Genomic DNA, 21,469 nt, shown 5'->3' with positions numbered 1-21,469 from the left:
TCATTGCCCCTTTTCCTAAGAGATATTCATGCCCATCCGCAATGCATTCCCTGTGTTCGGCCTGATGGCGACCTTAGCCCTGGCCGGCTGCTCCACCACCTCCGATAGCGCCTCCCTGGAAAACAAGCCCTCTGGCCCCACGGTCCAGACCGCGCAGATCTTCGACGACGCCTATGGCGTGACGAAGGATGCCGGATATGCCCTGCCGGCGATCCCTATTCAGAGGGTCAAGCCCGAGTTCCGCCGCCAGATCGTGTCATACGAGACCACGGAACGCCCAGGCACGATCATCGTCAACACGCGTGAGCGCCACCTTTACTATATTCTGCCGGACGGCAAGGCGATGCGCTACGGCATCGGCGTCGGCAAACAGGGCTTCGCATGGGCGGGCACGGCATACGTCGCCTGGAAGCAGGAATGGCCGACCTGGCACCCGCCGAAGGAAATGGCAGTCCGCAAGCCCGATGTAGCGAAATACGTCGAGGATGGCATGGGACCAGGCCTCGATAACCCGCTCGGTGCACGCGCCATGTATCTCTTCAACGAGCAGGGTCAGGACACCCTTTTCCGTCTGCACGGCACGCCGGAATGGGCTTCCATCGGCACCGCCGCTTCGTCGGGCTGTATCCGCCTGATGAACCAGGACGTGATCGACCTTTATAGCCGCGTCCGTCCTGGAAAGACGACCTCCAAGGTCATTGTTATCCAGTAAGCCAGAAGCCTACTGCATAAGAAAGGCTGCCGGAGACCTCTCCGGCAGCCTTTTTGCTTGGTGCTAGACCGCCTGGCTTCGTTTCAGTTCAAGCCGGCGGCGGTGAAGAACGGGCTCGGTGTAGCCGTTTGGCTGCTCCCTGCCCTTCAACACGAGCTCGACGGCAGCCTGGAAGGCAATCGAATCGTCGAAATTGCCGGCCATCGGGATATAGGCCGGATCGCCGGCATTCTGGTGATCGACGACAGCGGCCATGCGCTTCATCGTTTCAATGATCTGCGCCTCGCTGACCACCTTATGGTGCAGCCAATTGGCCATGTGCTGGGCGGAAATGCGCAGCGTCGCGCGGTCTTCCATGAGGCCGACATTGTTGATGTCGGGCACCTTCGAGCAGCCGACCCCCTGATCGACCCAGCGGACGACGTAGCCGAGGATGCCCTGGGCATTGTTGTCGAGCTCCCGCTGGATTTCCTCCGGCGTCCAATTCGGCCGCACGGCCACCGGAACGGAGAGGATGTCGGAGAGCTTGGCGCGGGCGCGATCCTTCAACCCGCGCTGAACGTCAGCCACGTTGATCCGGTGATAGTGTGTGGCATGCAGTGTCGCTGCCGTTGGCGAGGGAACCCAGGCGGTATTGGCGCCTGCCTTCGGATGCGCGATCTTCTGCTCGAGCATCGCCGCCATCAAATCGGGCATCGCCCACATGCCCTTGCCGATCTGCGCATGGCCGGAAAGCCCGCATTCCAGCCCGATATCGACGTTCCAGTTCTCATAGGCGGAAATCCACGCCGCCTGTTTCATGTCGCCCTTGCGGATCATCGGGCCGGCTTCCATCGACGTATGGATCTCGTCGCCGGTGCGGTCGAGGAACCCTGTGTTGATGAAGACGACACGCTCGCGAGCCGCGCGGATGCATTCCTTGAGGTTCACCGTCGTGCGGCGCTCCTCGTCCATGATCCCCATCTTCATCGTGTTCTTCGGCACGCCTAGAAGCCCTTCGACGCGGGAGAAAATCTCGACCGCAAAGGCAACTTCCTCTGGCCCATGCATCTTCGGCTTAACGATGTACATCGATCCCGTGCGCGAATTCTTGCGACGGCCGCCGGCGCCGATATCGTAAAGCGCAATCAGCCCCGTGATCGCGGCGTCCATGATCCCTTCCGGAACCTCATTGCCGTCGCGATCGAGAATTGCCGGATTGGTCATCAGGTGGCCGACATTGCGCACGAGCATCAGCGAACGGCGGTGCAATTCAAGGGCCGAACCATCCGGTGCCTCATAGGTGATGTCGGGATTGAGCTTGCGGACGAAGCTCGAGCCGCCCTTGCTCACTTCCTCCTCAAGGTCTCCCTTCATGAGGCCGAGCCAGTTGCGATAGACGACAACCTTGTCTTCGGCGTCCACGGCGGCGATCGAATCCTCGCAGTCCATGATGGTCGTGAGTGCCGATTCCAGCCAGACATCGGAAATCTGCGCCGGATCGCTCTTGCCAATCGCGGTGGAGGCATCGATGACGATCTCGATGTGAATGCCGTTGTTCTTCAGAAGGACATGCGTCGGCGCAGCCGCATCGCCGCGATAGCCCGCGAAATGCGTCGGATCCGCCAGCGATGCATGTTCGCCATCCATTGCGGTGATGGCAAGAGCCCCGTCCTTCACCGCGAAGCGCGCCACATCTTTCCAGCTCCAGCCCTCCAGCGGAACCGCCATGTCCAGAAAATCGCGAACCCAGGCGATAACCTTTTCGCCGCGTTTCGGATTGTAGCCCCTGCCCTTTTCCGCGCCGTCGCTTTCGGGGATGGCATCGGTCCCATAGAGGGCGTCGTACAGCGAGCCCCAGCGCGCATTTGCAGCGTTGAGCGCATAGCGCGCGTTCATGACCGGTACGACGAGCTGCGGTCCGGCGATCGAGGCAATCTCGGGATCGACATTGCTGGTAGAGATCTGGAAGTCCGAGCCTTCCGGCAACAGGTAGCCGATTTCGCGGAGGAAGGCCTCGTAAGCATCCATATGAGCCGGCGCGCCGTTCTGGCGGTACCATTCGTCGATGCGCCCCTGCAGTTGATCGCGTTTCAGAAGCAGCTCACGGTTCTTCGGCGCCAAGTCGTGAACGATCGCCGAAAAGCCGGCAAGAAACGCGTCCGCATCGATCGGAAGGCCGGCAAGCGCCTCGTTGACGATGAAATCGTGAAGGACGGTTTCGATGGAAAGACCGTGCTTTTCAATGCGGCTCATGCAATTTTCCTCCTGCGGACGGCAGCATTTCTGATGCTGCTACTTTGCGCGGCTTTTATTCACAGTCAATTCTGCAATAATCCAAAAGATTTATGCCCCAGCGGAAACAGTGCGCGACGTGACCCGCATCGGCAGACCGTTCTGCGGCTGGGTCGTCAGCTTCTGTACCGGCCAGGGGTTCGTTTCGTCCGTCACGTCGAAGCGGAACCGGCTCATCAGAACGGCAAGCGCGATGACTGCTTCCTGCAGAGCAAAGGTGGCGCCGATGCAGACACGCGGGCCGGCACCAAATGGCAGAAACTGGAAGCGCCCGATTTTGCCTCGATTCTCTGGCAGGAACCGCTCCGGCATATAGGCCCTGGGTTTCTCCCAGTAGAGTTCGTGGCGATGCAGCGTCCAGGGCATGATCAGAACGGTGACGCCGGGATCGATTTCAACCGTCTCGCCCGTTGCAGTCGTCCACCGGTCCGCCCCGATCGCGGCGCGGTTGATCGAAGGTGCGGGGGGATAGAGCCTCAGCGCTTCCTCCAGAGCGGCACGCGTGTACGGCATCAACTCAAGCCAGTGGACGGGCTTCGCGCCGCTGGCGAGAACGCGGTCGATTTCCTCCTCCATGGCAGCACGAATATGCGGGCTGTTTGCGACGCAATAGAGCGTCCAGGCGAGCGCCCTCGCCGTCGTTTCGTGGCCGGCGCCGATGAAGGTCAGTATATTGTCTTCGATTTCTTCGTCGCTAAGGCTCCCGCTTGCCGCCTGGTCGAGAAGCAGGGTGAGGAAATCCTCAGGCGTTGTCGCTCGATCGGCCTTCATACGCCGCAGGCGGGCATCCATCGTGTCGCGCACGATGTTGCGGAACTTGTCGAGGACTTTCCGGCCGCCGATGCGCGTCACGCGCGGAACCCAGGACGGCGCCCGCAGCAAATCCATCGGATCGACGCGCCCCATGCGATGCAGAAGCGCGTTCACATCGTCGGCGAAGCTGTCGGAGGTGACGATCTCGCCCGAAAAGAGCGTGTCGGCGAGAATGGCGAACGTCAGCTCGGTCATGTCGGTGGCGATCTCGAAGACCTTTCCCTCGCTGCCGGCCGCGGCGTATTTCCGAGCATAGTCCTCCGCCTGCCGGAGCATCTGGCCGGCAAATCCGTTTGCGTGGCGTGGCGTGAAGACCGGCGCGACCGCCTTGCGCGATCGCTTCCACACCTCCCCTTCGGCGGTTAGCAAGCCATCGCGCAGGATGGGGCGCAGGATGAGCTGGCGGACGTCCGACATGCGATAGTTTGCGGCGTTGTCGACCAGCACGTGCTTGATCAGCCCGGGTTCATTGACGATCAACGTGCGTCCCCCGAAGAACCGCGTCTCGACCCACGGCAGCGTGTAGGAGGGCTCGCCCCAGAGCTCTAGGGGATTGCGAAAGATCGTGCGGATGAGCTCAAGCCGGCCCGGCGGCGCGGTGCGCGGCAACGGCGCGGGTGGAACGAAAGGCTCCGGTCGCATATCCATGGAAATGGCCCTTCGCGGAAGATCGCCTCCGCGTAGGCGAAAGTTAGAGCAGGCCTTTGAGCTCGTCCAGCTTGTCGTTGATCAGCCAGCCGTAATAGTTCTCCTCCGGCCAGACGGGGACGCTCGCATCGCGGTTCTTGGCCGCGAGGGTTGCCGCGCGCTGCCTGGAATTGCCGACATTGTAGAGCGTGGCGGTCAGGCCGGGATTTCCGGAAATATCCATGCCGGCGATCTGCTTGTAGTCGTCGATCGATTTCCGAATGGAGGCTGCAACGAAGGCGAGTGAAACATCCGGCTCCATGATGGCGCGGTAGACAGCACCTGCATCCTTTTCGTTCAGCTTCGGATAGCCGGACACACGGCTGACCAGATCCGAGAGCATCAAGGCTGTCAGCGGGTTCACCTGACCGAGACCAAAGGTCTGGCCGGCATAGAACGGCTGGAAGAACACGGCGCTGAAGCGATTGTTCGGGAAACTCTTGCCGCCGACGGTCTTGCCGCGGAAGTCGCTTTCCCAGACATCTTCGCGGCAGGACCAGAGCGTATAGGAATCGCCTTTACTGTTGCACGCGGCAAATTGCGGACGCCCGACAAAGGTATCGACATCCTCGCCATCATAGGCAAAGCGGAAGCTCTCGCCGGCATAGGAGGCAGCCTTCACGTAGTAAGCCTGAAGGCGGTCGTAGGCATCGACATTATAGGTATGTTCGCCGACGATGGCGCCGATGACGTGGATCGGATCGATGCCGTAGGCCGCCGCGGTCTTCCTGATCTTGCCCATCAGCTCGTGATCGGTGGAGAGAAGTTCGTAAACCTTCTCGTATTTACGATCGAACGTCGTCTTGGTCCCTTTGGTACGCCGGACGGATGCGCCGGGGACCGCCGGCTGCTCGATGTTGCGGTTACCGGGCGGCACGACCTGCATGGCGTAGGCGGGCACGGATGTCAGCGCCGCAATGGCGATCAGGAGGCATGTCAAAAGGCGTCGCACGATCAGCTATTCCGTCTGGTTACATCGTCTTTAGGCGAAGCGCGCTGACTGGACCACAATCTTGGCCGAAAAAAGCCGCAGCCATAAACAAAGCGGGCCTTTCACTAAGAAGTAAAAGGCCCGCTGTCGAGAGTTTAGAATGTCACATCCGCTGCGAGATCCGCAAAGGCTCCAGCCGGTGCGGCTATGTCACAGGATAAAGCGCGAGAGGTCCGTGTTCTGCGCCAGATCGCCGACGTGCTCACGCACGTAGGCCGCGTCGATTGTTACCGCCGAACCGCCGCGATCCGGCGCATTGAAGGAGATCTCGTCCAAGACCCGTTCCATGACGGTCTGCAGGCGGCGTGCACCGATGTTTTCTACCGACGAGTTCAAATGGACAGCGACGTCGGCCAAGGCGTCAATCGCATCGTCGGTGAATTCGAGATGCAGTTCTTCCGTTTCCATGAGCGCACGGTATTGGCGGATCAGGCTCGCCTCCGTTTCGGTCAGGATACGGCGGAAGTCTTCCTTGTTGAGCGGCCGAAGCTCGACGCGAATCGGCAGACGGCCCTGCAGTTCCGGCAGCAGATCGGACGGCTTCGAAACGTGGAAGGCCCCGGACGCGATAAAGAGAATATGGTCAGTTTTTACCGGGCCATATTTTGTCGAAACCGTCGTGCCTTCGACAAGCGGCAGCAGATCGCGCTGCACGCCCTCGCGGGAGACGCCCGCTCCCATGCCACCGTCTCGCGCCGCGATCTTGTCGATTTCGTCGAGGAAGACGATACCGTCATTCTCGACCGCCCGCACGGCTTCGCGCTGAATGATCTCGTTGTCGATCAGCTTGTCGGATTCGTCGCGGATCAGATCGGTATAGGAGGCCTTGACCGTCGTGCGGACCTTCTTGGTCCGTCCGCCCAGCGCCTTGCCGAACATCTCGGAGATATTGAGCACCCCGATGTTGGCACCCGGCATGCCCGGAATTTCAAATCCGCCCATGCCCGCGCCCGTGTCAGCGACTTCGATATCGATTTCCTTGTCGTCCAGCTCGCCGTTGCGCAGCTTCCGGCGGAAGCTGTCGCGTGTTGCCGGAGAGGCGGTAGCGCCGACGAGTGCGTCAAGGACACGTTCCTCGGCGCTCATATGGGCCTTCGCCTCGACTTCGGCGCGCTTCTTATCGCGCGCGAGCCCGATGCCGATTTCGACGAGGTCGCGGACGATCTGTTCGACATCGCGGCCGACATAACCGACCTCGGTGAACTTGGTGGCCTCGACCTTGATGAACGGAGCACCTGCAAGCTTGGCGAGACGCCGGGAAATCTCCGTCTTGCCGACGCCGGTCGGGCCGATCATCAGGATGTTCTTGGGCATGACTTCGTCACGCAGGTCCGGATCGAGCTGCTGGCGCCGCCAGCGGTTGCGCAAGGCGATCGCCACCGCCCGCTTGGCTTCGTGCTGGCCGATGATGTAACGGTCGAGTTCGGAGACGATCTCCCGGGGAGAAAAAGTGGTCATATCAAGTCCGTTTCTTCGGGTGCGTCCAGCGCCATGAAATGGGCCGGACCATAAATGGAAGTTCTTGTGTCGATGTAGCGGAAGCCTGCCTTTTCATAAGCCCTGATCGCTTGCACATTTTCGGGATCAGGGTCGATGACGATGCGCGTGGCACCGCGGGCGAAAAGCTCGGCGGAAAGCTGCCGGATGATGGCGCTGCCATGCCCCTTGCCTGTCAACTCCGCGATGCCGATCGAGATATCGATGCCCAACGTACCCTTCGGCTGATCCTGATAGGGGTGTCCCCCTTCAAGATGCGGATCGTAGCTCTGCAGATAGCCGATCGGCTCTCCGTCCAACTCCACGATCATTGGCCGCGTTTGCCCGCTGGTCATCGCTTCTTCTATCGATGCAAGCTCCGTCGATGGCTCGCCCCACCATTTCGCGACGTGCGGCTCCGCGAGCCAGTTGGCCAACCGGGGAAAATCCTCGCGCTGGACATCGCGAAAGCGGTAGCGGGGCGTGGGCTTAGCTCTCGGCATCCAGCGTTTCCACTACCACGTTGTGGTTCGTATAGACGCAGATGTCGGCCGCTATATCGAGCGCGCGGCGCGCGACGTCTTCAGCGGATTTGTCGGAATCGACCATGGCACGGGCAGCCGCCAGCGCAAAATTGCCACCGGAACCGATCGCCATGACGCCATGCTCAGGCTCCAGAACGTCGCCATTGCCGGTTACTGCCAGCGTGACCGTCTTGTCTGCGACGAGCATCATGGCCTCGAGATTGCGGAGATATTTATCGGTGCGCCAGTCCTTGGCGAGTTCGACGGCAGCGCGCATCAGCTGACCGGGATATTGTTCGAGCTTCTTCTCGAGACGCTCAAGCAGCGTGAAGGCGTCTGCGGTCGCGCCTGCGAAGCCGGCAATGACCTCGCCCTTGCCTATGCGGCGCACCTTGCGCGCATTGCCCTTCATGACGGTCTGGCCGAGGCTCACCTGGCCATCGCCCGCGATTACGACCTTGCCGCCTTTTCGTACCGTAATAATCGTAGTCATCAAAACACCCTTGCCCGCATCACCGGGCGTTACGCCGAGCCGCTCACAGGCTCTGTTGGGACCCTATGTAAGTTGGCCGGCGCCGATTGCAAATGGCGGCTTTTTTCTGTCGAAGCGGTTCTGGATATTTTAGGGAACGCCTGATAAGGAACGGCCGTCATTCCTATGGAGCCGCCATATGGCCGAGACTGCAGCAAGCCGCACGGGTACCGTTTCCCGTAAGACCAACGAGACTTCGGTTTCCGTTTCCGTCAATCTCGACGGTACCGGCAAAGCCAAGATTTCGACGGGCGTCGGCTTCTTCGACCATATGCTCGACCAGCTTTCGCGACATTCCCTGATCGACATGGAGATCGAAACGAAGGGCGACCTGCATGTCGACGATCACCACACGGTCGAAGACACCGGAATTGCCATAGGGCAAGCGATTGCAAAAGCACTCGGTGACCGCCGCGGCATCACCCGCTACGCGTCGATCGACCTTGCCATGGACGAGACGATGACGAAGGCCGCCGTCGATCTTTCCGGCCGTCCATTCCTGGTCTGGAACGTTGCCTTCAGTGCGCCGAAGATCGGCACCTTCGACACCGAGCTTGTGCGCGAATTCTTCCAAGCGCTCGCGCAGAACGCCGGCATCACATTGCATATCTTGAATCACTATGGCGCCAACAATCACCATATTGCAGAGACCTGCTTCAAGGCCGTTGCCCGTGCGCTGCGCACGGCGACGGAAATCGATCCGAGACAGGCGGGCCGTGTTCCCTCGACGAAGGGCACGCTCGTCTAAGCCCCTTGAGGGAGCTTGAACGATATGACTTCCAGCTATGTGGTTCTGACGGCTCCGGGCGGAGCGGATGTGGCCCATGAAAAGACGCGGATCATCCGCGACGGTTTTACGCTGCTCGGCTTTCTCTTCCCCTGGCTGTGGCTTCTTGTACACCGGCTTTGGCTCTTTGCGATCGCGGCGTTCCTGCTTCAGGCAATCGGCGGTTGTCTGATGGATCGACCCGGTCTTTGGCCCGCAGGCTTTGCGATCACCGTCGGCACCTGCATTCTCACCGGCATCGAAGGCATGAACATTTGGATCCGAAATCTGGCCTCCAAGGGCTGGAACGAAGAGGCCTTGATTACAGCGGATTCGCTTGAGACCGCAGAAGACATCTACTTTTCGAATATAGAAACCCCTACGAGTGGCAAGGCCCTGCCGGCCCCTGATTGGAAGCGAAACCCTTCTTCCAACAAATCTGGCGATACGACGTCGCTCGGTCTCTTTGGCTTTGACGGAGGACGCTGATGCGCGTCGCAATTATAGACTACGGTTCAGGCAATCTGCGTTCGGCAACGAAGGCATTTGAACGCGCCGCACGCGAGGCGGGTATCGATGCGCATATCGATCTCACGGACAGGGCCGAGAACGTCGCGGCGGCCGATCGCATCGTCCTTCCGGGGGTCGGCGCCTATGCCGATTGCCGCCGCGGGCTCGATGCCGTTCCGGGGATGACGGAGGCCCTGATTGAATCCGTCGAGAAAAAGGCTCGCCCCTTCCTCGGCATTTGCGTCGGCATGCAGCTGATGTCGTCGCGCGGCCTTGAAAAAACAGTGACAGAAGGTTTCGGCTGGATTCCCGGCGATGTCGTTGAAATGACGCCGGACGATCCGGAACTGAAGATCCCGCAGATCGGCTGGAACACGCTCGACCTTAAGCATCCGCATCCGCTTTTCGATGGCATTCCGACCGGGCCGGATGGCCTGCATGCCTACTTCGTGCATTCCTACCATCTGGCTGCCAGGGACAACGCTGACGTCATTGCGACCACCAGCTATGGCGGGCCGATGACGGCATTCGTCGGACGCGACAACATGGCCGGATCGCAATTCCATCCGGAAAAGAGCCAGAAGCTCGGTCTCGCCCTGATCACCAACTTCCTGCGCTGGAAGCCGTAAGCTCGCACGGATAGTAAGGACTGAATGAACATGATCCTATTTCCCGCCATCGACCTCAAAGACGGTCAATGCGTTCGCCTGAAACTCGGCGATATGGAGCAGGCAACCGTCTATAATCCCGATCCTGCGGCGCAGGCGAAAGCCTTTGAGGACCAGGGCTTCGAATGGCTGCACGTTGTTGATCTCAACGGCGCTTTCGCCGGCGAGAGCGTCAATGGCGCCGCGGTCGACGCAATCCTCAAGGCAACGAAAAACCCCGTGCAGCTCGGCGGCGGCATCCGCACCTTGTCACACATCGAAAACTGGCTTGCCCGGGGTCTGGCCCGTGTGATCCTCGGCACGGTTGCCGTTCGGGATCCCGCGCTCGTCATCGAAGCCTGCAAGCAGTTTCCCGGTCGGGTCGCCGTCGGCATTGATGCGAAGGGTGGCAAGGTCGCGGTCGAGGGTTGGGCCGAAGCGTCCGAGCTCGGCGTCATCGAACTTGCCAGGAAATTCGAAGGCGCCGGCGTTGCGGCAATCATCTACACGGACATCGACCGCGACGGGATCCTGGCCGGCATCAACTGGGCCTCGACGCTGGAGCTTGCCGAGGCGGTCTCGATCCCGGTGATCGCCTCGGGCGGGCTGGCATCGATCGAGGATGTGAAGCGCATGTTGCAGCCCGACGCCCGCAAGCTAGAAGGTGCCATCTCCGGCCGTGCGCTGTATGATGGACGTATCGATCCCAAGGAAGCCTTGGCGCTGATCAACGCGGCACGAAAGATAGAGAGTGTGTGATGACCCTGAAAGCCCGCGTTATTCCCTGCCTCGACGTGAAAGACGGCCGTGTGGTCAAGGGTGTCAACTTCCTCAATCTGATCGATGCCGGCGACCCGGTCGAGGCGGCAAAGGCTTATGACGCCGCCGGAGCAGACGAGCTCTGCTTCCTCGATATCACCGCCTCATCGGACAATCGCGAAACGATCTTCGATGTCGTTTCCCGAACGGCCGACCAATGCTTCATGCCGCTGACGGTCGGCGGCGGCGTGCGCAGCATCGCCGACATCCGCAAGCTGCTACTTTGCGGCGCCGACAAGGTCTCGATCAATTCGGCGGCGGTGAACAATCCGGATTTCGTCGCCGAAGCGGCCGACAAGTTCGGCGACCAGTGCATCGTCGTTTCGATCGACGCCAAACGCCGCCGTACACAGGCGGTCGGCCAGGACAATCTCAGTGCCTGGGAGATTTATACCCATGGCGGCCGCAATGCGACCGGCATCGACGCGGTCGAATTCGCGCGGAAGATGGTCGCCCGCGGCGCAGGCGAACTCCTCGTCACCTCCATGGATCGCGATGGGACGAAGATCGGCTACGATCTTGAGTTGACCCGGGCAATCGCCGAGTCTGTCCGGGTGCCCGTCATCGCCTCAGGCGGCGTCGGCGATCTCGACGATCTAGTAGCGGGTGTAAAAGAAGGCCACGCCAATGCGGTGCTTGCCGCTTCCATCTTCCACTTCGGCACATATTCCGTCGGTGAAGCGAAGCATTATATGTCGTCGCACGGCATCGCGATGCGACTCGATTGATTGAAAGCGACAGATGAGCGGATTTTCCCTTTCCGATCTTGAGAGGATCGTCGACGAGCGGTCGAAGGCCTCGCCGGAGGAATCCTGGACGGCCAAGCTTGTCGCCGGCGGGCAGCCGAAGGCGGCAAAGAAACTTGGCGAGGAAGCCATCGAGGCCGTCATGGCCGCCGTGACGGCCGATCGCAATAACCTCACCTACGAGGCGGCCGATGTTCTCTATCACCTATTGGTCGTATTGAAGATAGCAGGCATTCCGTTGCAAGATGTGATGGCTGAGCTTGAGCGGCGTACCACTCAATCCGGTCTTAAAGAGAAGGCCAGCCGGCAGAGTTCATGAGTATCGCGACACAAATCCTTGGTGCGCCAGAAGCACTCGATCACTTCCAGGCGAATTCCTATTCGCCCTATAACTTCTTTTCTTCCGAGGAATGGGCGAAGTTCCGCGCAGATACACCGCTGACGCTCACGGGCGAAGAGGTTGCGAGGCTGCGTTCGATGGGGGATCCGATCGATCTCGACGAAGTGCGGCGAATCTATCTGTCGCTGTCGCGCCTGCTCTCCTCGCATGTCGAATCATCGCAATTGCTCTTCGAGCAGCGCAACCGGTTCCTGAGCCTGTCCGACGTAACGAAGACGCCATTCGTCATCGGCATTGCCGGCTCTGTCGCCGTCGGCAAATCGACGACCGCGCGTGTCCTGAAGGAGCTTCTGCGGCGCTGGCCATCGAGCCCGAAGGTCGATCTCATCACGACCGACGGCTTTCTGCATCCGAATGCCGTGCTCGAACGCGAAAACCTCATGCAGCGCAAGGGCTTTCCGGAAAGCTACGACACAGGCGCAATCCTGAAATTCCTCTCCGCGATCAAGGCCGGGCAACCGAATGTGAAGGCGCCCGTCTATTCACACCTCGTCTATGACGTCGTTCCGAACGAATATACGGTCATCGACCGGCCCGACATCCTGGTCTTCGAAGGGATCAACGTTCTGCAGTCGCGCGACCTTCCCGCCGACGGCAAGATCGTGCCGATGGTTTCCGACTTCTTCGATTTCTCGATCTACATCGATGCCGAGGAAAAGCTGATCAACAACTGGTACGTCGCCCGTTTCATGCGCCTGCGTGAAACCGCGTTCCGCGACCCGAACTCCTATTTCCATCGCTACGCTTCGATCAGCGACGAAGAAGCGCTTTCGACCGCCGAAGGGCTGTGGGCGAACATCAACCTGAAGAACCTCCGGCAGAACATCCTGCCGACGCGCCCGCGCGCGGACCTGATTCTGCGCAAGGGTCCGAACCACCTCATCGAGCAGGTGGCGCTGAGGAAGCTTTAGCGGAACTCACGGACCGACGCGCCTTAACGTCAGATTGATCCGGCCACCACTCTTCAGCAGCGTCGACGTGGCCGGGTAGATGCGGTCTACGCCGTGGAAGCAGAGGCGGCCCTCGCCGCCGAGAACGATCACGTCACCGCTCGCCAGCTTCAAAGATTGCGTCCGGTCGTCGCGGGAAAGCCCGCCGATGCGGAAGAGACAGCTATTGCCGAGCGAAATCGAGACGACAGGTGCTTTCAGGTCCTGCTCGTCCTTGTCTTGATGCAAGCCCATCTTCGCGTCATCGGAATAGAAGTTGATGAGGCAAGCCTGTGGCGTTTTTTCATAGCCGGAAACCTCATTCCAGATATCGAGCAGCACTGCCGGCATCGCCGGCCAAGGCTTGCCAGTGAGCGGATGCGTCGTCTGATAGCGGTAACCGCGTTCCTTGTCCGTGACCCAGCCAAGCGGACCGCAGTTGCTCATCCGCACGGACATCGGTTTGCCCGTGCCTGGCATAACCGGCACGAAAAGCGGCGCTTCGGCGACAACGGCGCGGATCGTTTCGACAAGCGCTTCCTGACGGGCACGGTCGAGATATTCGGGGAAATGACGGACGCCGCTCGATAGCTCCAGCATATCACTCCCCACCGGGACGGGTACGCATCCTCTTCACCTCGGCGCGGCCGGATTTTTCCTTGAGTCGGCGTTCGATCGAGCCTTTGGTCGGCTTCGTTTTCTTGCGCGGCGGCGGCGGCGGCTTGGCGGCTTCGAGGATCAGTTCCTTGAGCCGTTCGCGCGCGTCCTCCCGATTTCGGTCCTGGCTGCGAAAGCGGCTCGCCTCGATCATCAGCACACCCTCTTTCGACATGCGCCTACCGGCAAGCTTCACGGCATTCGCCTTGATGCGATCGGGAAGCGAAGGTGAATCGGGGATGTTGAAGAAGAGCTGGACGGCCGTCGATACCTTGTTGACATTCTGGCCGCCGGGGCCGCCTGCCAGAACGAATTGTTCCGCCAGTTCCCATCCAGCGATGGTGATCCTGTCATTGATATAGAGCGCGTCGCTGGCCATGCCGCTTCTATCTCATATCGGCGGCGATTTTGAAACACGCAAAGAAAAACCCGGCGGAGGTCGCCGGGTTTCACGTGAATCATCAGTCTCTTGCTGTTATTCGGCAGCGACCTTGACGCCAGGTGCCGCGTCCCGCACCCCGCCGTCCACATGTGCCTCGAACTTCGCGAAGTTCGAAATGAACATCGATACGAGCTTTTCTGCCTGGACGTCATATGCCGCACCGTCCGCCCAAGTCGAGCGCGGATCAAGGATGCTGGTCTCGACGCCGGCAACTGCGACCGGAACGGCAAAGCCAAAATTCGGATCAGTGCGGAAATCGACTTTGGCCAGCTTTCCGGAGAGCGCTGCCGATAGCAGAGCGCGCGTTGCCTTGATCGGCATGCGCTTGCCAGTGCCATATGCGCCGCCGGTCCAGCCGGTATTGACAAGCCAGCATTCAACACCGTGCCGGCCGATCAGCTCCTTCAGCAGATTGCCGTATTCCGCCGGATGACGCGGCATGAACGGCGCACCGAAGCAGGTCGAGAACGTCGCTTCCGGTTCGGTGACCCCCTTTTCCGTGCCTGCGACCTTCGCTGTGTAACCCGAAAGGAAGTGGTACATTGCTTGGTCCGGTGTCAGACGCGCGATCGGCGGCATCACGCCGAATGCATCGGCAGTCAGCATGATGATCGCCTTCGGGTGGGCGGCGAGGCCCGTTTCCGAAGCATTCGGAATGAAGTCCAACGGATAAGCGCAACGCGTGTTTTCCGTCAGCGAATCGTCGTCGAAGTCCGGTTCGCGCTGTTCATCAAGCACGACATTTTCCAGCACGGTGCCAAAGCGCTGTGTCGTCGCATAGATTTCCGGCTCGGCTTCAGCCGAAAGACGGATTGTCTTCGCGCAGCAGCCGCCTTCGAAGTTGAAGATGCCGCTTTCGCCCCAGCCATGCTCGTCGTCCCCGATCAGCGTACGCGACGGATCAGCAGACAGCGTTGTCTTGCCGGTACCGGACAGGCCGAAGAAGACTGCCGAGTCGCCATCCGGGCCGGCATTCGCCGAGCAATGCATCGGCATCACGCCCTTTGCCGGGAGCAGGTAGTTGAGCACCGTGAAAACCGATTTCTTCATTTCGCCGGCATAGGACGTGCCGCCGATCAACACGAGACCGTTGGTCAAATCACATGCGATCACCGTCTCGGAGCGGCAACCATACCGCTCCGGATCGGCCTTGAAGCTCGGCAGATCGATGATCGTCAGCTTCGGCACGAAGGCCGCCAGAGCAGAAAGCTCCGGGCGGATCAGCAGATTGCGGATAAAAAGCGAATGCCAGGCAAACTCTGTTACCACGCGCGTCGGCAGCGAATAATTGACGTCAGCGCCGCCGATCAGATCCTGTACGAACAGTTCCTTGCCGGCCGCATGTTCCAGCATGTCCTTACGCAGAAGCGCGAACTGCTCGGGCGACATCGGCTTGTTGTTGTCCCACCAGATCTCACCGTCCGTATTGGCGTCGCGCACGACAAATTTGTCGCGCGGGGAGCGGCCAGTATGCTGTCCGGTCAGAGCGCGAAGAGCGCCTTGCGCGGTAAGTTCGGCTTCGCCGCGGCGAATCGCTTCCTCATAGAGAGAGGCGGCCGTCAGGTTATAGCGAACGCTTTTTGCGTCTCCCAAACCAATCGTCGCCAGCGCTATTGCCGGGTTATGAATTCCGAACGTTTCCATGGCTCTTCCTTTCGCTCAAGGCTCCCGCCGTTAAATACTGAAGCGAAACTAAGATCGAGAATTTTAAAAAGCAAGACCGAGAAATGAAGAAAATATAACGATATCAAATAATTAATCGATTTAAATTTCTGAGGCATATTTTAAATCGTTTGAAGCGGGCGCGGGAGTACGGTTTTTATCGCGCCACCGGTGACCACCGCTTCGACGCTGTGATGGCCCGTGCCCTTTATCTTTGCCACAATTTGTTCCACCTTTATCCTCCATAAGCGCCATCGGTCGAAAGGGCCGGCCTGGGGACATCGAACAATTCCGGGAGCTGCGCATAGATGGAGACGAACACCATGCCGACAATCGCGCTCGTTGACGACGACCGCAATATCCTAACTTCGGTGTCGATCGCACTTGAAGCGGAAGGATACAAGGTTGAGACCTATACAGACGGTGCCTCGGCCTTGGACGGTCTGATCGCCCGCCCGCCGCAACTCGCCATCTTCGATATCAAGATGCCGCGGATGGACGGAATGGAACTTTTGCGCCGCCTGCGCCAGAAGTCCGACATGCCAGTGATTTTTCTGACTTCCAAGGACGAGGAGATCGATGAGCTCTTCGGCTTGAAGATGGGAGCAGATGACTTCATCACGAAGCCGTTCTCCCAGCGGCTGCTCGTGGAACGCGTCCGCGCCGTGCTCCGCCGTGCTTCCAGCCGGGAGATCGCAGCGGCTGCGGGTGCCGGGGCTGCACCGAAGCCGGGCGCCGCTCAACTCGCGCGTTCGCTCGAGCGCGGCCAGCTTGTCATGGACCAGGAACGCCACACCTGCACATGGAAGAGCGAACCGGTGACGCTGACGGTGACCGAGTTCCTGATCCTTCATTCGCTCGCCCAGCGTCCAGGCGTGGTGAAAAGCCGCGACGCGCTCATGGATGCGGCTTATGACGAGCAGGTCTATGTTGACGACCGCACGATCGATAGCCACATCAAGCGCCTTCGCAAGAAATTCAAGATGGTCGATACTGACTTTGATATGATTGAAACACTTTACGGAGTGGGGTACCGCTTCCGCGAAGCAGCCTGACGCCTGAGGGCGCGGGCCGCATGATTGTTGTCGAGGGACGCCTGCCGAAGAGCCAGCAGCGCCCTCCGAAAGGGCCTGTCATTGGCACAGTTAGTGCAGGAAAGGGATCTGGATGACGCGGAAGGCTTGAGCGCCCGCCGCGTCAGGGGAAGGCGCTGGTCGCACCCCTTCACCATCATCCGCCGCATTTTTGGAAATGCGGTCTTTTCCAGCCTGACGCGCCGCATCCTCTTCTTCAATCTTGCGGCACTGCTGGTACTCGTCGGCGGCATCCTCTATCTCAACCAGTTTCGCGAAGGCCTGATCGACGCGCGTGTCGAAAGCCTGCTGACGCAGGGCGAAATCATCGCCGGCGCCATCTCCGCATCGGCCTCGGTCGACACGAACTCGATCACCATCGATCCGCAGAAATTGCTGGAGCTGCAGGCCGGGCAAAGCATTACACCCGTCCCGAACGATGAGGACCTGGATTTCCCCATCGATCCGGAAAAGGTGGCACCGGTTCTGCGGCGGCTGATTTCTCCGACGCGAACACGCGCCCGCATCTTCGATGCCGACGCCAACCTGCTTCTCGATTCACGCCACCTCTATTCGCGCGGCCAGGTTCTGCGCTTCGATCTGCCGCCGGTGGAAGAGGAGAAGCAGACGTGGGGCGAATGGTTCACGACACTGTTTAACAAGGCGCTGCAGCCTGGAAACCTGCCCGTCTATAAGGAAGCGCCGGGCGGCGACGGGTCGATCTATCCGGAAGTGATGAATGCGCTGACCGGTGTACGCGGCGCCGTTGTGCGGACCACCGAAAAGGGCGAGCTGATCGTTTCGGTCGCCGTCCCGATCCAGCGTTTTCGCGCCGTTCTCGGGGTTCTGCTCCTTTCGACGCAAGCCGGCGACATCGACAATATCGTTCATGCCGAGCGGCTGGCGATCATGCGGGTTTTCGGCGTTGCGACGCTCGTCAACGTTTTGTTGTCGCTGGTTCTTTCCTCGACGATCGCCAATCCGCTCCGCCGTCTCTCGGCGGCGGCGATCCGTGTCCGGCGTGGCGCAAAGGAACGCGAGGAGATCCCTGACTTCTCGGCGCGCCAGGATGAGATCGGCAATCTTTCCATTGCGCTCCGCGAGATGACCACCGCACTTTACGATCGCATCGACGCGATCGAGAGCTTTGCCGCCGACGTCAGCCATGAGCTCAAGAACCCGCTGACTTCGCTTCGCAGCGCCGTGGAGACCTTGCCGCTCGCCAGGTCGGACGATTCCAAGAAGCGGCTGATGGATGTCATCCAGCACGACGTCCGCCGTCTCGATCGCCTCATCAGCGATATTTCCGACGCTTCACGGCTCGATGCCGAGCTCGCCCGCGTCGATGCCGGATCTGTCGATCTCGAGCACTTCCTCAGCGACCTGATTGACGTCTCAAGACAGATCCGCCACAAGAACAAAGAGGTTCAGATCGAGCTTTCGATCGAGCGCAAGCCCGGCGTCAAGACGCGCTTCGTCGTCAACGGCCATGATCTGCGTATAGGCCAGATCATCACCAACCTGATTGAAAACGCCCGCTCCTTTGTCCCGGATGAGGGCGGTAGGATCACCGTCCGGCTGTTTCGAACGCGCTCCCGCTGCATTGTCTATATCGATGACAATGGCCCCGGTATTCAGGCGGAGAATATCGACCGCATCTTTGAGCGCTTCTACACCGACCGGCCCGAGTCGGAGGGCTTCGGGCAGAATTCCGGCCTCGGGCTTTCCATCAGCCGCCAGATCGCGGAAGCTCACGGCGGATCGCTTCGGGCCGAAAACATCATCGATGCCGAAACGGCGGAAGTGATCGGCGCCCGCTTCATTCTCGCCCTGCCCGCCGATTCAGTCGCATGATCACGGGCGCCGCTCTCAATATTCACGCCACGGCGATCGTCATCAACAGAACCGGTCTCATCTTTGCTGGTCCCTCGGGCTGGGGCAAATCCATGCTGGCTTTCGCCTGCATCACGGAAGCCAAGCGGATCGGGCTCCCGGCCTCGCTGGTCGCCGATGATCAGGTGTTTCTGTCGAAACGCGATGGAGCAATCGTCGCCGAGTGCCCTCCGTCAATCCGCGGTCTGATCGAGCTGCGGGGTACCGGTATCGTGCAGTGCGATAGTGTTTCCGCCGCCCCGATGCATTACGCGGTGCTGCCTGGCAGCGCATCAGGCGAAACCAGGTTGCCACCGGACGACGAGGTGGCGCAGCTCGCCGGCGGCTTTTCGCTGCCGGCGGTGCGATTGTTGGCAAGCACGCCGGTTCCTCTCGCGGTGTTGATGGCAAGGGCGCCGGATATTGGCCGGTGATGCCTGCTCCATAGGCGACTCGGGTATATGTCTGCATTTTTATCTTGCACTTCAGCTTTTGATGGCCAAGATGTGCCCCCACCGGTGGACGCGATTGCTGCATTGCGATATTGGGGCCACCGTTTGTTGCCATTGGGAGCATTTTAATCATGATCGGACTTGTGCTTGTCACTCATGGCAAGCTGGCTGAAGAGTTTCGTCATGCGGTTGAGCATGTCGTCGGTCCTCAGAAATTTATCGAGACGGTCTGCATTGGCCCCGAAGATGACATGGATCAGAGACGCCAGGATATCCTGCAGGCGGTATCCGGCGCTGACGACGGTCACGGCGTCGTCATTCTCACCGACATGTTCGGCGGCACCCCTTCCAATCTTGCTATCTCGGTCATGAACAGCGGCCATACCGAAGTGATTGCCGGAATGAACCTGCCGATGCTGATCAAGCTTGCGGGCGTGCGCGGCGAAAACAACATGGAAAAGGCGCTGATCGAAGCGTCGGAGGCCGGGCGCAAATACATCAACGTCGCCAGCCGCGTTCTGAGCGGCAAGTAGTGAGCACCGCTCCTGTCATGACCTCGCTTTCCCGGGAACTGCTCATCATCAACAAACGCGGCCTTCACGCACGCGCCTCCGCCAAGTTCGTTCAGATGGTCGAAACCTTCGATGCCGCCGTCACGGTTTCCAAGGACGGCATGACCGTCGGCGGGACCTCAATCATGGGGCTGATGATGCTGGCTGCAAGTCCAGGCACGACCGTTCTGGTCTCCGCGAGCGGCAATCAGGCTTCCGAAGCACTCGACGCGCTTGATCAACTGATCCAGAACAAGTTCGGCGAAGAGATCTAGCCCTCTCTACCCTCATATAAACATATAAAGACTTCTTTATATCCCTGTTGCCATCGGTCTGGAAGACTGCTAAACGGGCGGTTATGGACGTGCTTGAAGCACGCATTCGCTGTTGCGTCCGTCAATAGCGCGCCTTGATTTTGAGACGCTTTTCAGCTGGAGACCTCGATGAGCACTGAAAAAGATTATGTCGTCGCCGATATCGGTCTGGCGGATTTTGGCCGCAAGGAAATCTCGATCGCCGAAACCGAAATGCCGGGCCTCATGTCCTGCCGCGCCGAATTCGGCCAGTCGCAGCCGCTGAAGGGCGCGCGCATCACCGGCTCGCTGCACATGACGATCCAGACCGCCGTCCTGATCGAAACGCTCGTCGCGCTCGGCGCCGAAGTCCGCTGGGCTTCCTGCAACATCTTTTCGACCCAGGACCATGCCGCCGCCGCGATCGCTGCTTCCGGCGTTCCGGTCTTTGCCGTCAAGGGCGAGTCGCTCGAAGATTACTGGATCTACACCGACAAGATCTTCCAGTGGGCCGATGGCGGCGTCTCCAACATGATCCTCGACGATGGCGGCGACGCGACGATGTACATTCTGCTCGGCGCGCGGGCCGAGGCAGGCGAAGATGTGCTCTCGAACCCGCATTCGGAAGAGGAAGAGATCCTCTTTGCACAGATCAAGAAGCGCCTCGCCGCTTCGCCGGGCTGGTTCACCAAGCAGCGCGACGCGATCAAGGGCGTGACCGAGGAAACCACCACGGGCGTCAACCGCCTCTACCAGCTCAGCCAGAAAGGCCTGCTGCCCTTCCCGGCGATCAACGTCAACGACTCGGTCACCAAGTCGAAGTTCGACAACAAGTACGGCTGCAAGGAATCACTGGTCGACGGCATTCGCCGCGGCACTGACGTCATGATGGCCGGCAAGGTTGCCGTCGTCTGTGGCTACGGCGACGTCGGCAAGGGTTCCGCCGCTTCGCTTTCGGGCGCCGGCGCACGCGTCAAGGTTACGGAAGCCGATCCGATCTGCGCGCTGCAGGCTGCGATGGACGGCTATGAAGTCGTTCTGCTCGAGGACGTCGTTTCCTCCGCCGATATCTTCATCACCACGACCGGTAACAAGGACGTCATCCGCATCGACCATATGCGTCAGATGAAGGACATGGCGATCGTCGGCAATATCGGTCACTTCGACAACGAAATCGAAGTTGCCGCGCTCCGGAACCTGAAGTGGACGAACGTAAAGCCGCAGGTCGACCTCATCGAGTTCCCGAAGGGCAACCGCATCATCCTTCTTTCGGAAGGCCGCCTGCTCAATCTCGGCAACGCAACCGGCCACCCGTCCTTCGTCATGTCGGCGTCGTTCACCAACCAGACCCTGGCGCAGATCGAACTCTTCACCAAGCCTGGCCAGTACGAAAACAAGGTCTACGTCCTGCCGAAGCACCTGGACGAGAAGGTTGCGCGTCTGCATCTCGGCAAGCTCGGCGTGAAACTGACACAGCTTTCCGAAGAACAGGCTGCCTATATCGGCGTTTCGCCGAGTGGTCCGTTTAAGTCAGACCACTACAGATATTAATCTGCAGGACAATATCCACAATATCTTGATGGTGCCGCATTGACAAATGCGGCACCTTATTTTTTGGGCGCCACCTTCCCGCAGATTCTC

General features: G+C 59.9%; 23 protein-coding genes. 14 read left to right on the top strand and 9 right to left on the bottom strand.

The window, feature by feature from the left end; translation table 11 throughout:
- Nucleotides 1–28 precede the first annotated feature (28 nt).
- The gene (locus HGP14_RS21485) at nt 29–712 is read left to right on the top strand and encodes a L,D-transpeptidase (RefSeq protein ID WP_168831911.1); all 684 of its coding nucleotides are present in this window, start codon (nt 29–31) and stop codon (nt 710–712) included.
- A gap of 63 nt (nt 713–775) precedes the next feature.
- Here the strand turns inward: HGP14_RS21485 and HGP14_RS21480 are convergent, their stop codons facing one another.
- The 6 genes from HGP14_RS21480 to hslV all read right to left on the bottom strand — a co-directional run bounded on the left by HGP14_RS21480 (nt 776) and on the right by hslV (nt 7,970).
- The gene (locus tag HGP14_RS21480; RefSeq protein ID WP_168831910.1) at nt 776–2,947 is read right to left on the bottom strand and encodes a malate synthase G; all 2,172 of its coding nucleotides are present in this window, start codon (nt 2,945–2,947) and stop codon (nt 776–778) included.
- Between the two features lie 90 nt (nt 2,948–3,037).
- Nucleotides 3,038–4,447, bottom strand: a complete 1,410-nt coding sequence (locus tag HGP14_RS21475) for a cytochrome P450 (protein ID WP_168831909.1) — start codon at nt 4,445–4,447, stop codon at nt 3,038–3,040.
- Nucleotides 4,448–4,490: 43 nt separating this feature from the next.
- Nucleotides 4,491–5,438 (bottom strand): DUF1402 family protein, encoded by a 948-nt coding sequence (locus HGP14_RS21470; protein WP_168831908.1) that lies wholly within the window; start codon nt 5,436–5,438, stop codon nt 4,491–4,493.
- A 189-nt stretch (nt 5,439–5,627) separates the two neighbouring features.
- A complete protein-coding gene (gene hslU, locus HGP14_RS21465) occupies nt 5,628–6,935 on the bottom strand; it encodes an ATP-dependent protease ATPase subunit HslU (protein WP_168831907.1) in 1,308 nt (435 codons plus the stop codon).
- Nucleotides 6,932–7,456 (bottom strand): GNAT family N-acetyltransferase, encoded by a 525-nt coding sequence (locus HGP14_RS21460; protein ID WP_168831906.1) that lies wholly within the window; start codon nt 7,454–7,456, stop codon nt 6,932–6,934. The genes hslU and HGP14_RS21460 overlap by 4 nt, the downstream gene beginning before the upstream one ends.
- Complete coding sequence (gene hslV / locus HGP14_RS21455; RefSeq protein WP_168831905.1) at nt 7,443–7,970, bottom strand: ATP-dependent protease subunit HslV; 528 nt, start codon at nt 7,968–7,970, stop codon at nt 7,443–7,445. Before hslV ends, HGP14_RS21460 begins: the two co-directional genes overlap by 14 nt.
- A gap of 178 nt (nt 7,971–8,148) precedes the next feature.
- Between hslV and hisB the strand changes: the two genes are divergently transcribed.
- From hisB to coaA, 7 genes are read left to right on the top strand one after another with little or no spacing between them, the layout of a single operon-like run.
- Nucleotides 8,149–8,757, top strand: a complete 609-nt coding sequence (hisB, locus tag HGP14_RS21450; protein ID WP_168831904.1) for an imidazoleglycerol-phosphate dehydratase HisB — start codon at nt 8,149–8,151, stop codon at nt 8,755–8,757.
- Between the two features lie 24 nt (nt 8,758–8,781).
- Nucleotides 8,782–9,264: a DUF2628 domain-containing protein gene (locus tag HGP14_RS21445; protein ID WP_168831903.1), complete on the top strand. Its 483-nt coding sequence runs from the start codon at nt 8,782–8,784 to the stop codon at nt 9,262–9,264.
- Nucleotides 9,264–9,914 carry an imidazole glycerol phosphate synthase subunit HisH gene (gene hisH / locus HGP14_RS21440; protein WP_168831902.1) on the top strand — a complete coding sequence of 217 codons (651 nt, stop codon included), beginning with the start codon at nt 9,264–9,266 and terminating at the stop codon, nt 9,912–9,914. The genes HGP14_RS21445 and hisH overlap by 1 nt, the downstream gene beginning before the upstream one ends.
- A 30-nt stretch (nt 9,915–9,944) precedes the next feature.
- Entirely contained in the window at nt 9,945–10,691 is a 747-nt protein-coding gene (gene hisA / locus HGP14_RS21435) for a 1-(5-phosphoribosyl)-5-[(5-phosphoribosylamino)methylideneamino]imidazole-4-carboxamide isomerase (RefSeq protein WP_168831934.1), read from the top strand.
- Nucleotides 10,691–11,479: an imidazole glycerol phosphate synthase subunit HisF gene (gene hisF / locus HGP14_RS21430; RefSeq protein ID WP_168831901.1), complete on the top strand. Its 789-nt coding sequence runs from the start codon at nt 10,691–10,693 to the stop codon at nt 11,477–11,479. Before hisA ends, hisF begins: the two co-directional genes overlap by 1 nt.
- A gap of 13 nt (nt 11,480–11,492) precedes the next feature.
- On the top strand, nt 11,493–11,816 hold the full coding sequence (locus HGP14_RS21425) for a phosphoribosyl-ATP diphosphatase (RefSeq protein WP_168831900.1): 324 nt from the start codon (nt 11,493–11,495) through the stop codon (nt 11,814–11,816).
- A complete protein-coding gene (gene coaA, locus HGP14_RS21420; protein ID WP_168831899.1) occupies nt 11,813–12,808 on the top strand; it encodes a type I pantothenate kinase in 996 nt (331 codons plus the stop codon). Before HGP14_RS21425 ends, coaA begins: the two co-directional genes overlap by 4 nt.
- Before the next feature lie 6 nt (nt 12,809–12,814).
- Here coaA and HGP14_RS21415 read toward each other — a convergent pair whose 3' ends face one another.
- The 3 genes from HGP14_RS21415 to HGP14_RS21405 form a co-directional block, all read right to left on the bottom strand.
- Complete coding sequence (locus HGP14_RS21415) at nt 12,815–13,426, bottom strand: alpha-ketoglutarate-dependent dioxygenase AlkB (protein ID WP_168831898.1); 612 nt, start codon at nt 13,424–13,426, stop codon at nt 12,815–12,817.
- Between the two features lies 1 nt (nt 13,427).
- Nucleotides 13,428–13,862 (bottom strand): alternative ribosome rescue aminoacyl-tRNA hydrolase ArfB, encoded by a 435-nt coding sequence (gene arfB / locus HGP14_RS21410; protein WP_168831897.1) that lies wholly within the window; start codon nt 13,860–13,862, stop codon nt 13,428–13,430.
- Between the two features lie 96 nt (nt 13,863–13,958).
- Nucleotides 13,959–15,569 (bottom strand): phosphoenolpyruvate carboxykinase, encoded by a 1,611-nt coding sequence (locus tag HGP14_RS21405; protein ID WP_168831896.1) that lies wholly within the window; start codon nt 15,567–15,569, stop codon nt 13,959–13,961.
- A gap of 341 nt (nt 15,570–15,910) precedes the next feature.
- On the opposite strand from HGP14_RS21405, the gene HGP14_RS21400 reads away from it, so the two are divergent.
- From HGP14_RS21400 to ahcY, 6 genes are all read left to right on the top strand, one after another.
- Entirely contained in the window at nt 15,911–16,642 is a 732-nt protein-coding gene (locus HGP14_RS21400) for a response regulator transcription factor (protein WP_168831933.1), read from the top strand.
- 81 nt (nt 16,643–16,723) lie between these two features.
- A complete protein-coding gene (locus HGP14_RS21395) occupies nt 16,724–18,514 on the top strand; it encodes a sensor histidine kinase (protein WP_168831895.1) in 1,791 nt (596 codons plus the stop codon).
- Complete coding sequence (locus HGP14_RS21390) at nt 18,514–18,966, top strand: serine/threonine protein kinase (protein ID WP_312862161.1); 453 nt, start codon at nt 18,514–18,516, stop codon at nt 18,964–18,966. Before HGP14_RS21395 ends, HGP14_RS21390 begins: the two co-directional genes overlap by 1 nt.
- Nucleotides 18,967–19,115: 149 nt before the next feature.
- On the top strand, nt 19,116–19,517 hold the full coding sequence (locus HGP14_RS21385; protein ID WP_168831893.1) for a PTS sugar transporter subunit IIA: 402 nt from the start codon (nt 19,116–19,118) through the stop codon (nt 19,515–19,517).
- Between the two features lie 17 nt (nt 19,518–19,534).
- Complete coding sequence (locus tag HGP14_RS21380; protein WP_168831932.1) at nt 19,535–19,810, top strand: HPr family phosphocarrier protein; 276 nt, start codon at nt 19,535–19,537, stop codon at nt 19,808–19,810.
- 168 nt (nt 19,811–19,978) lie between these two features.
- Complete coding sequence (gene ahcY, locus HGP14_RS21375; protein WP_168831892.1) at nt 19,979–21,379, top strand: adenosylhomocysteinase; 1,401 nt, start codon at nt 19,979–19,981, stop codon at nt 21,377–21,379.
- Nucleotides 21,380–21,469 lie beyond the last annotated feature (90 nt).

Source organism: Rhizobium sp. P32RR-XVIII (assembly GCF_012641395.1).
In the GTDB taxonomy this organism is placed as follows: Bacteria; Pseudomonadota; Alphaproteobacteria; order Rhizobiales; family Rhizobiaceae; genus Rhizobium.
Note: the sequence above shows the minus strand (reverse complement) of the source record. Positions and strands in the feature narration are given on the sequence as shown.

What these genes read in the sequence shown, in the direction of transcription:
- HGP14_RS21485 (WP_168831911.1), top strand. Translation starts at nt 29, where the DNA reads ATGCCCATCCGCAATGCATTCCCTGTGTTCGGCCTGATGGCGACCTTA.
- HGP14_RS21480 (WP_168831910.1), bottom strand. Translation starts at nt 2,947, where the DNA reads ATGAGCCGCATTGAAAAGCACGGTCTTTCCATCGAAACCGTCCTTCAC.
- HGP14_RS21475 (WP_168831909.1), bottom strand. Translation starts at nt 4,447, where the DNA reads ATGGATATGCGACCGGAGCCTTTCGTTCCACCCGCGCCGTTGCCGCGC.
- hslU (WP_168831907.1), bottom strand. Translation starts at nt 6,935, where the DNA reads ATGACCACTTTTTCTCCCCGGGAGATCGTCTCCGAACTCGACCGTTAC.
- HGP14_RS21460 (WP_168831906.1), bottom strand. Translation starts at nt 7,456, where the DNA reads ATGCCGAGAGCTAAGCCCACGCCCCGCTACCGCTTTCGCGATGTCCAG.
- hslV (WP_168831905.1), bottom strand. Translation starts at nt 7,970, where the DNA reads ATGACTACGATTATTACGGTACGAAAAGGCGGCAAGGTCGTAATCGCG.
- hisB (WP_168831904.1), top strand. Translation starts at nt 8,149, where the DNA reads ATGGCCGAGACTGCAGCAAGCCGCACGGGTACCGTTTCCCGTAAGACC.
- HGP14_RS21445 (WP_168831903.1), top strand. Translation starts at nt 8,782, where the DNA reads ATGACTTCCAGCTATGTGGTTCTGACGGCTCCGGGCGGAGCGGATGTG.
- hisH (WP_168831902.1), top strand. Translation starts at nt 9,264, where the DNA reads ATGCGCGTCGCAATTATAGACTACGGTTCAGGCAATCTGCGTTCGGCA.
- hisA (WP_168831934.1), top strand. Translation starts at nt 9,945, where the DNA reads ATGATCCTATTTCCCGCCATCGACCTCAAAGACGGTCAATGCGTTCGC.
- hisF (WP_168831901.1), top strand. Translation starts at nt 10,691, where the DNA reads ATGACCCTGAAAGCCCGCGTTATTCCCTGCCTCGACGTGAAAGACGGC.
- HGP14_RS21425 (WP_168831900.1), top strand. Translation starts at nt 11,493, where the DNA reads ATGAGCGGATTTTCCCTTTCCGATCTTGAGAGGATCGTCGACGAGCGG.
- coaA (WP_168831899.1), top strand. Translation starts at nt 11,813, where the DNA reads ATGAGTATCGCGACACAAATCCTTGGTGCGCCAGAAGCACTCGATCAC.
- HGP14_RS21415 (WP_168831898.1), bottom strand. Translation starts at nt 13,426, where the DNA reads ATGCTGGAGCTATCGAGCGGCGTCCGTCATTTCCCCGAATATCTCGAC.
- arfB (WP_168831897.1), bottom strand. Translation starts at nt 13,862, where the DNA reads ATGGCCAGCGACGCGCTCTATATCAATGACAGGATCACCATCGCTGGA.
- HGP14_RS21405 (WP_168831896.1), bottom strand. Translation starts at nt 15,569, where the DNA reads ATGGAAACGTTCGGAATTCATAACCCGGCAATAGCGCTGGCGACGATT.
- HGP14_RS21400 (WP_168831933.1), top strand. Translation starts at nt 15,911, where the DNA reads ATGCCGACAATCGCGCTCGTTGACGACGACCGCAATATCCTAACTTCG.
- HGP14_RS21385 (WP_168831893.1), top strand. Translation starts at nt 19,116, where the DNA reads ATGATCGGACTTGTGCTTGTCACTCATGGCAAGCTGGCTGAAGAGTTT.
- HGP14_RS21380 (WP_168831932.1), top strand. Translation starts at nt 19,535, where the DNA reads ATGACCTCGCTTTCCCGGGAACTGCTCATCATCAACAAACGCGGCCTT.
- ahcY (WP_168831892.1), top strand. Translation starts at nt 19,979, where the DNA reads ATGAGCACTGAAAAAGATTATGTCGTCGCCGATATCGGTCTGGCGGAT.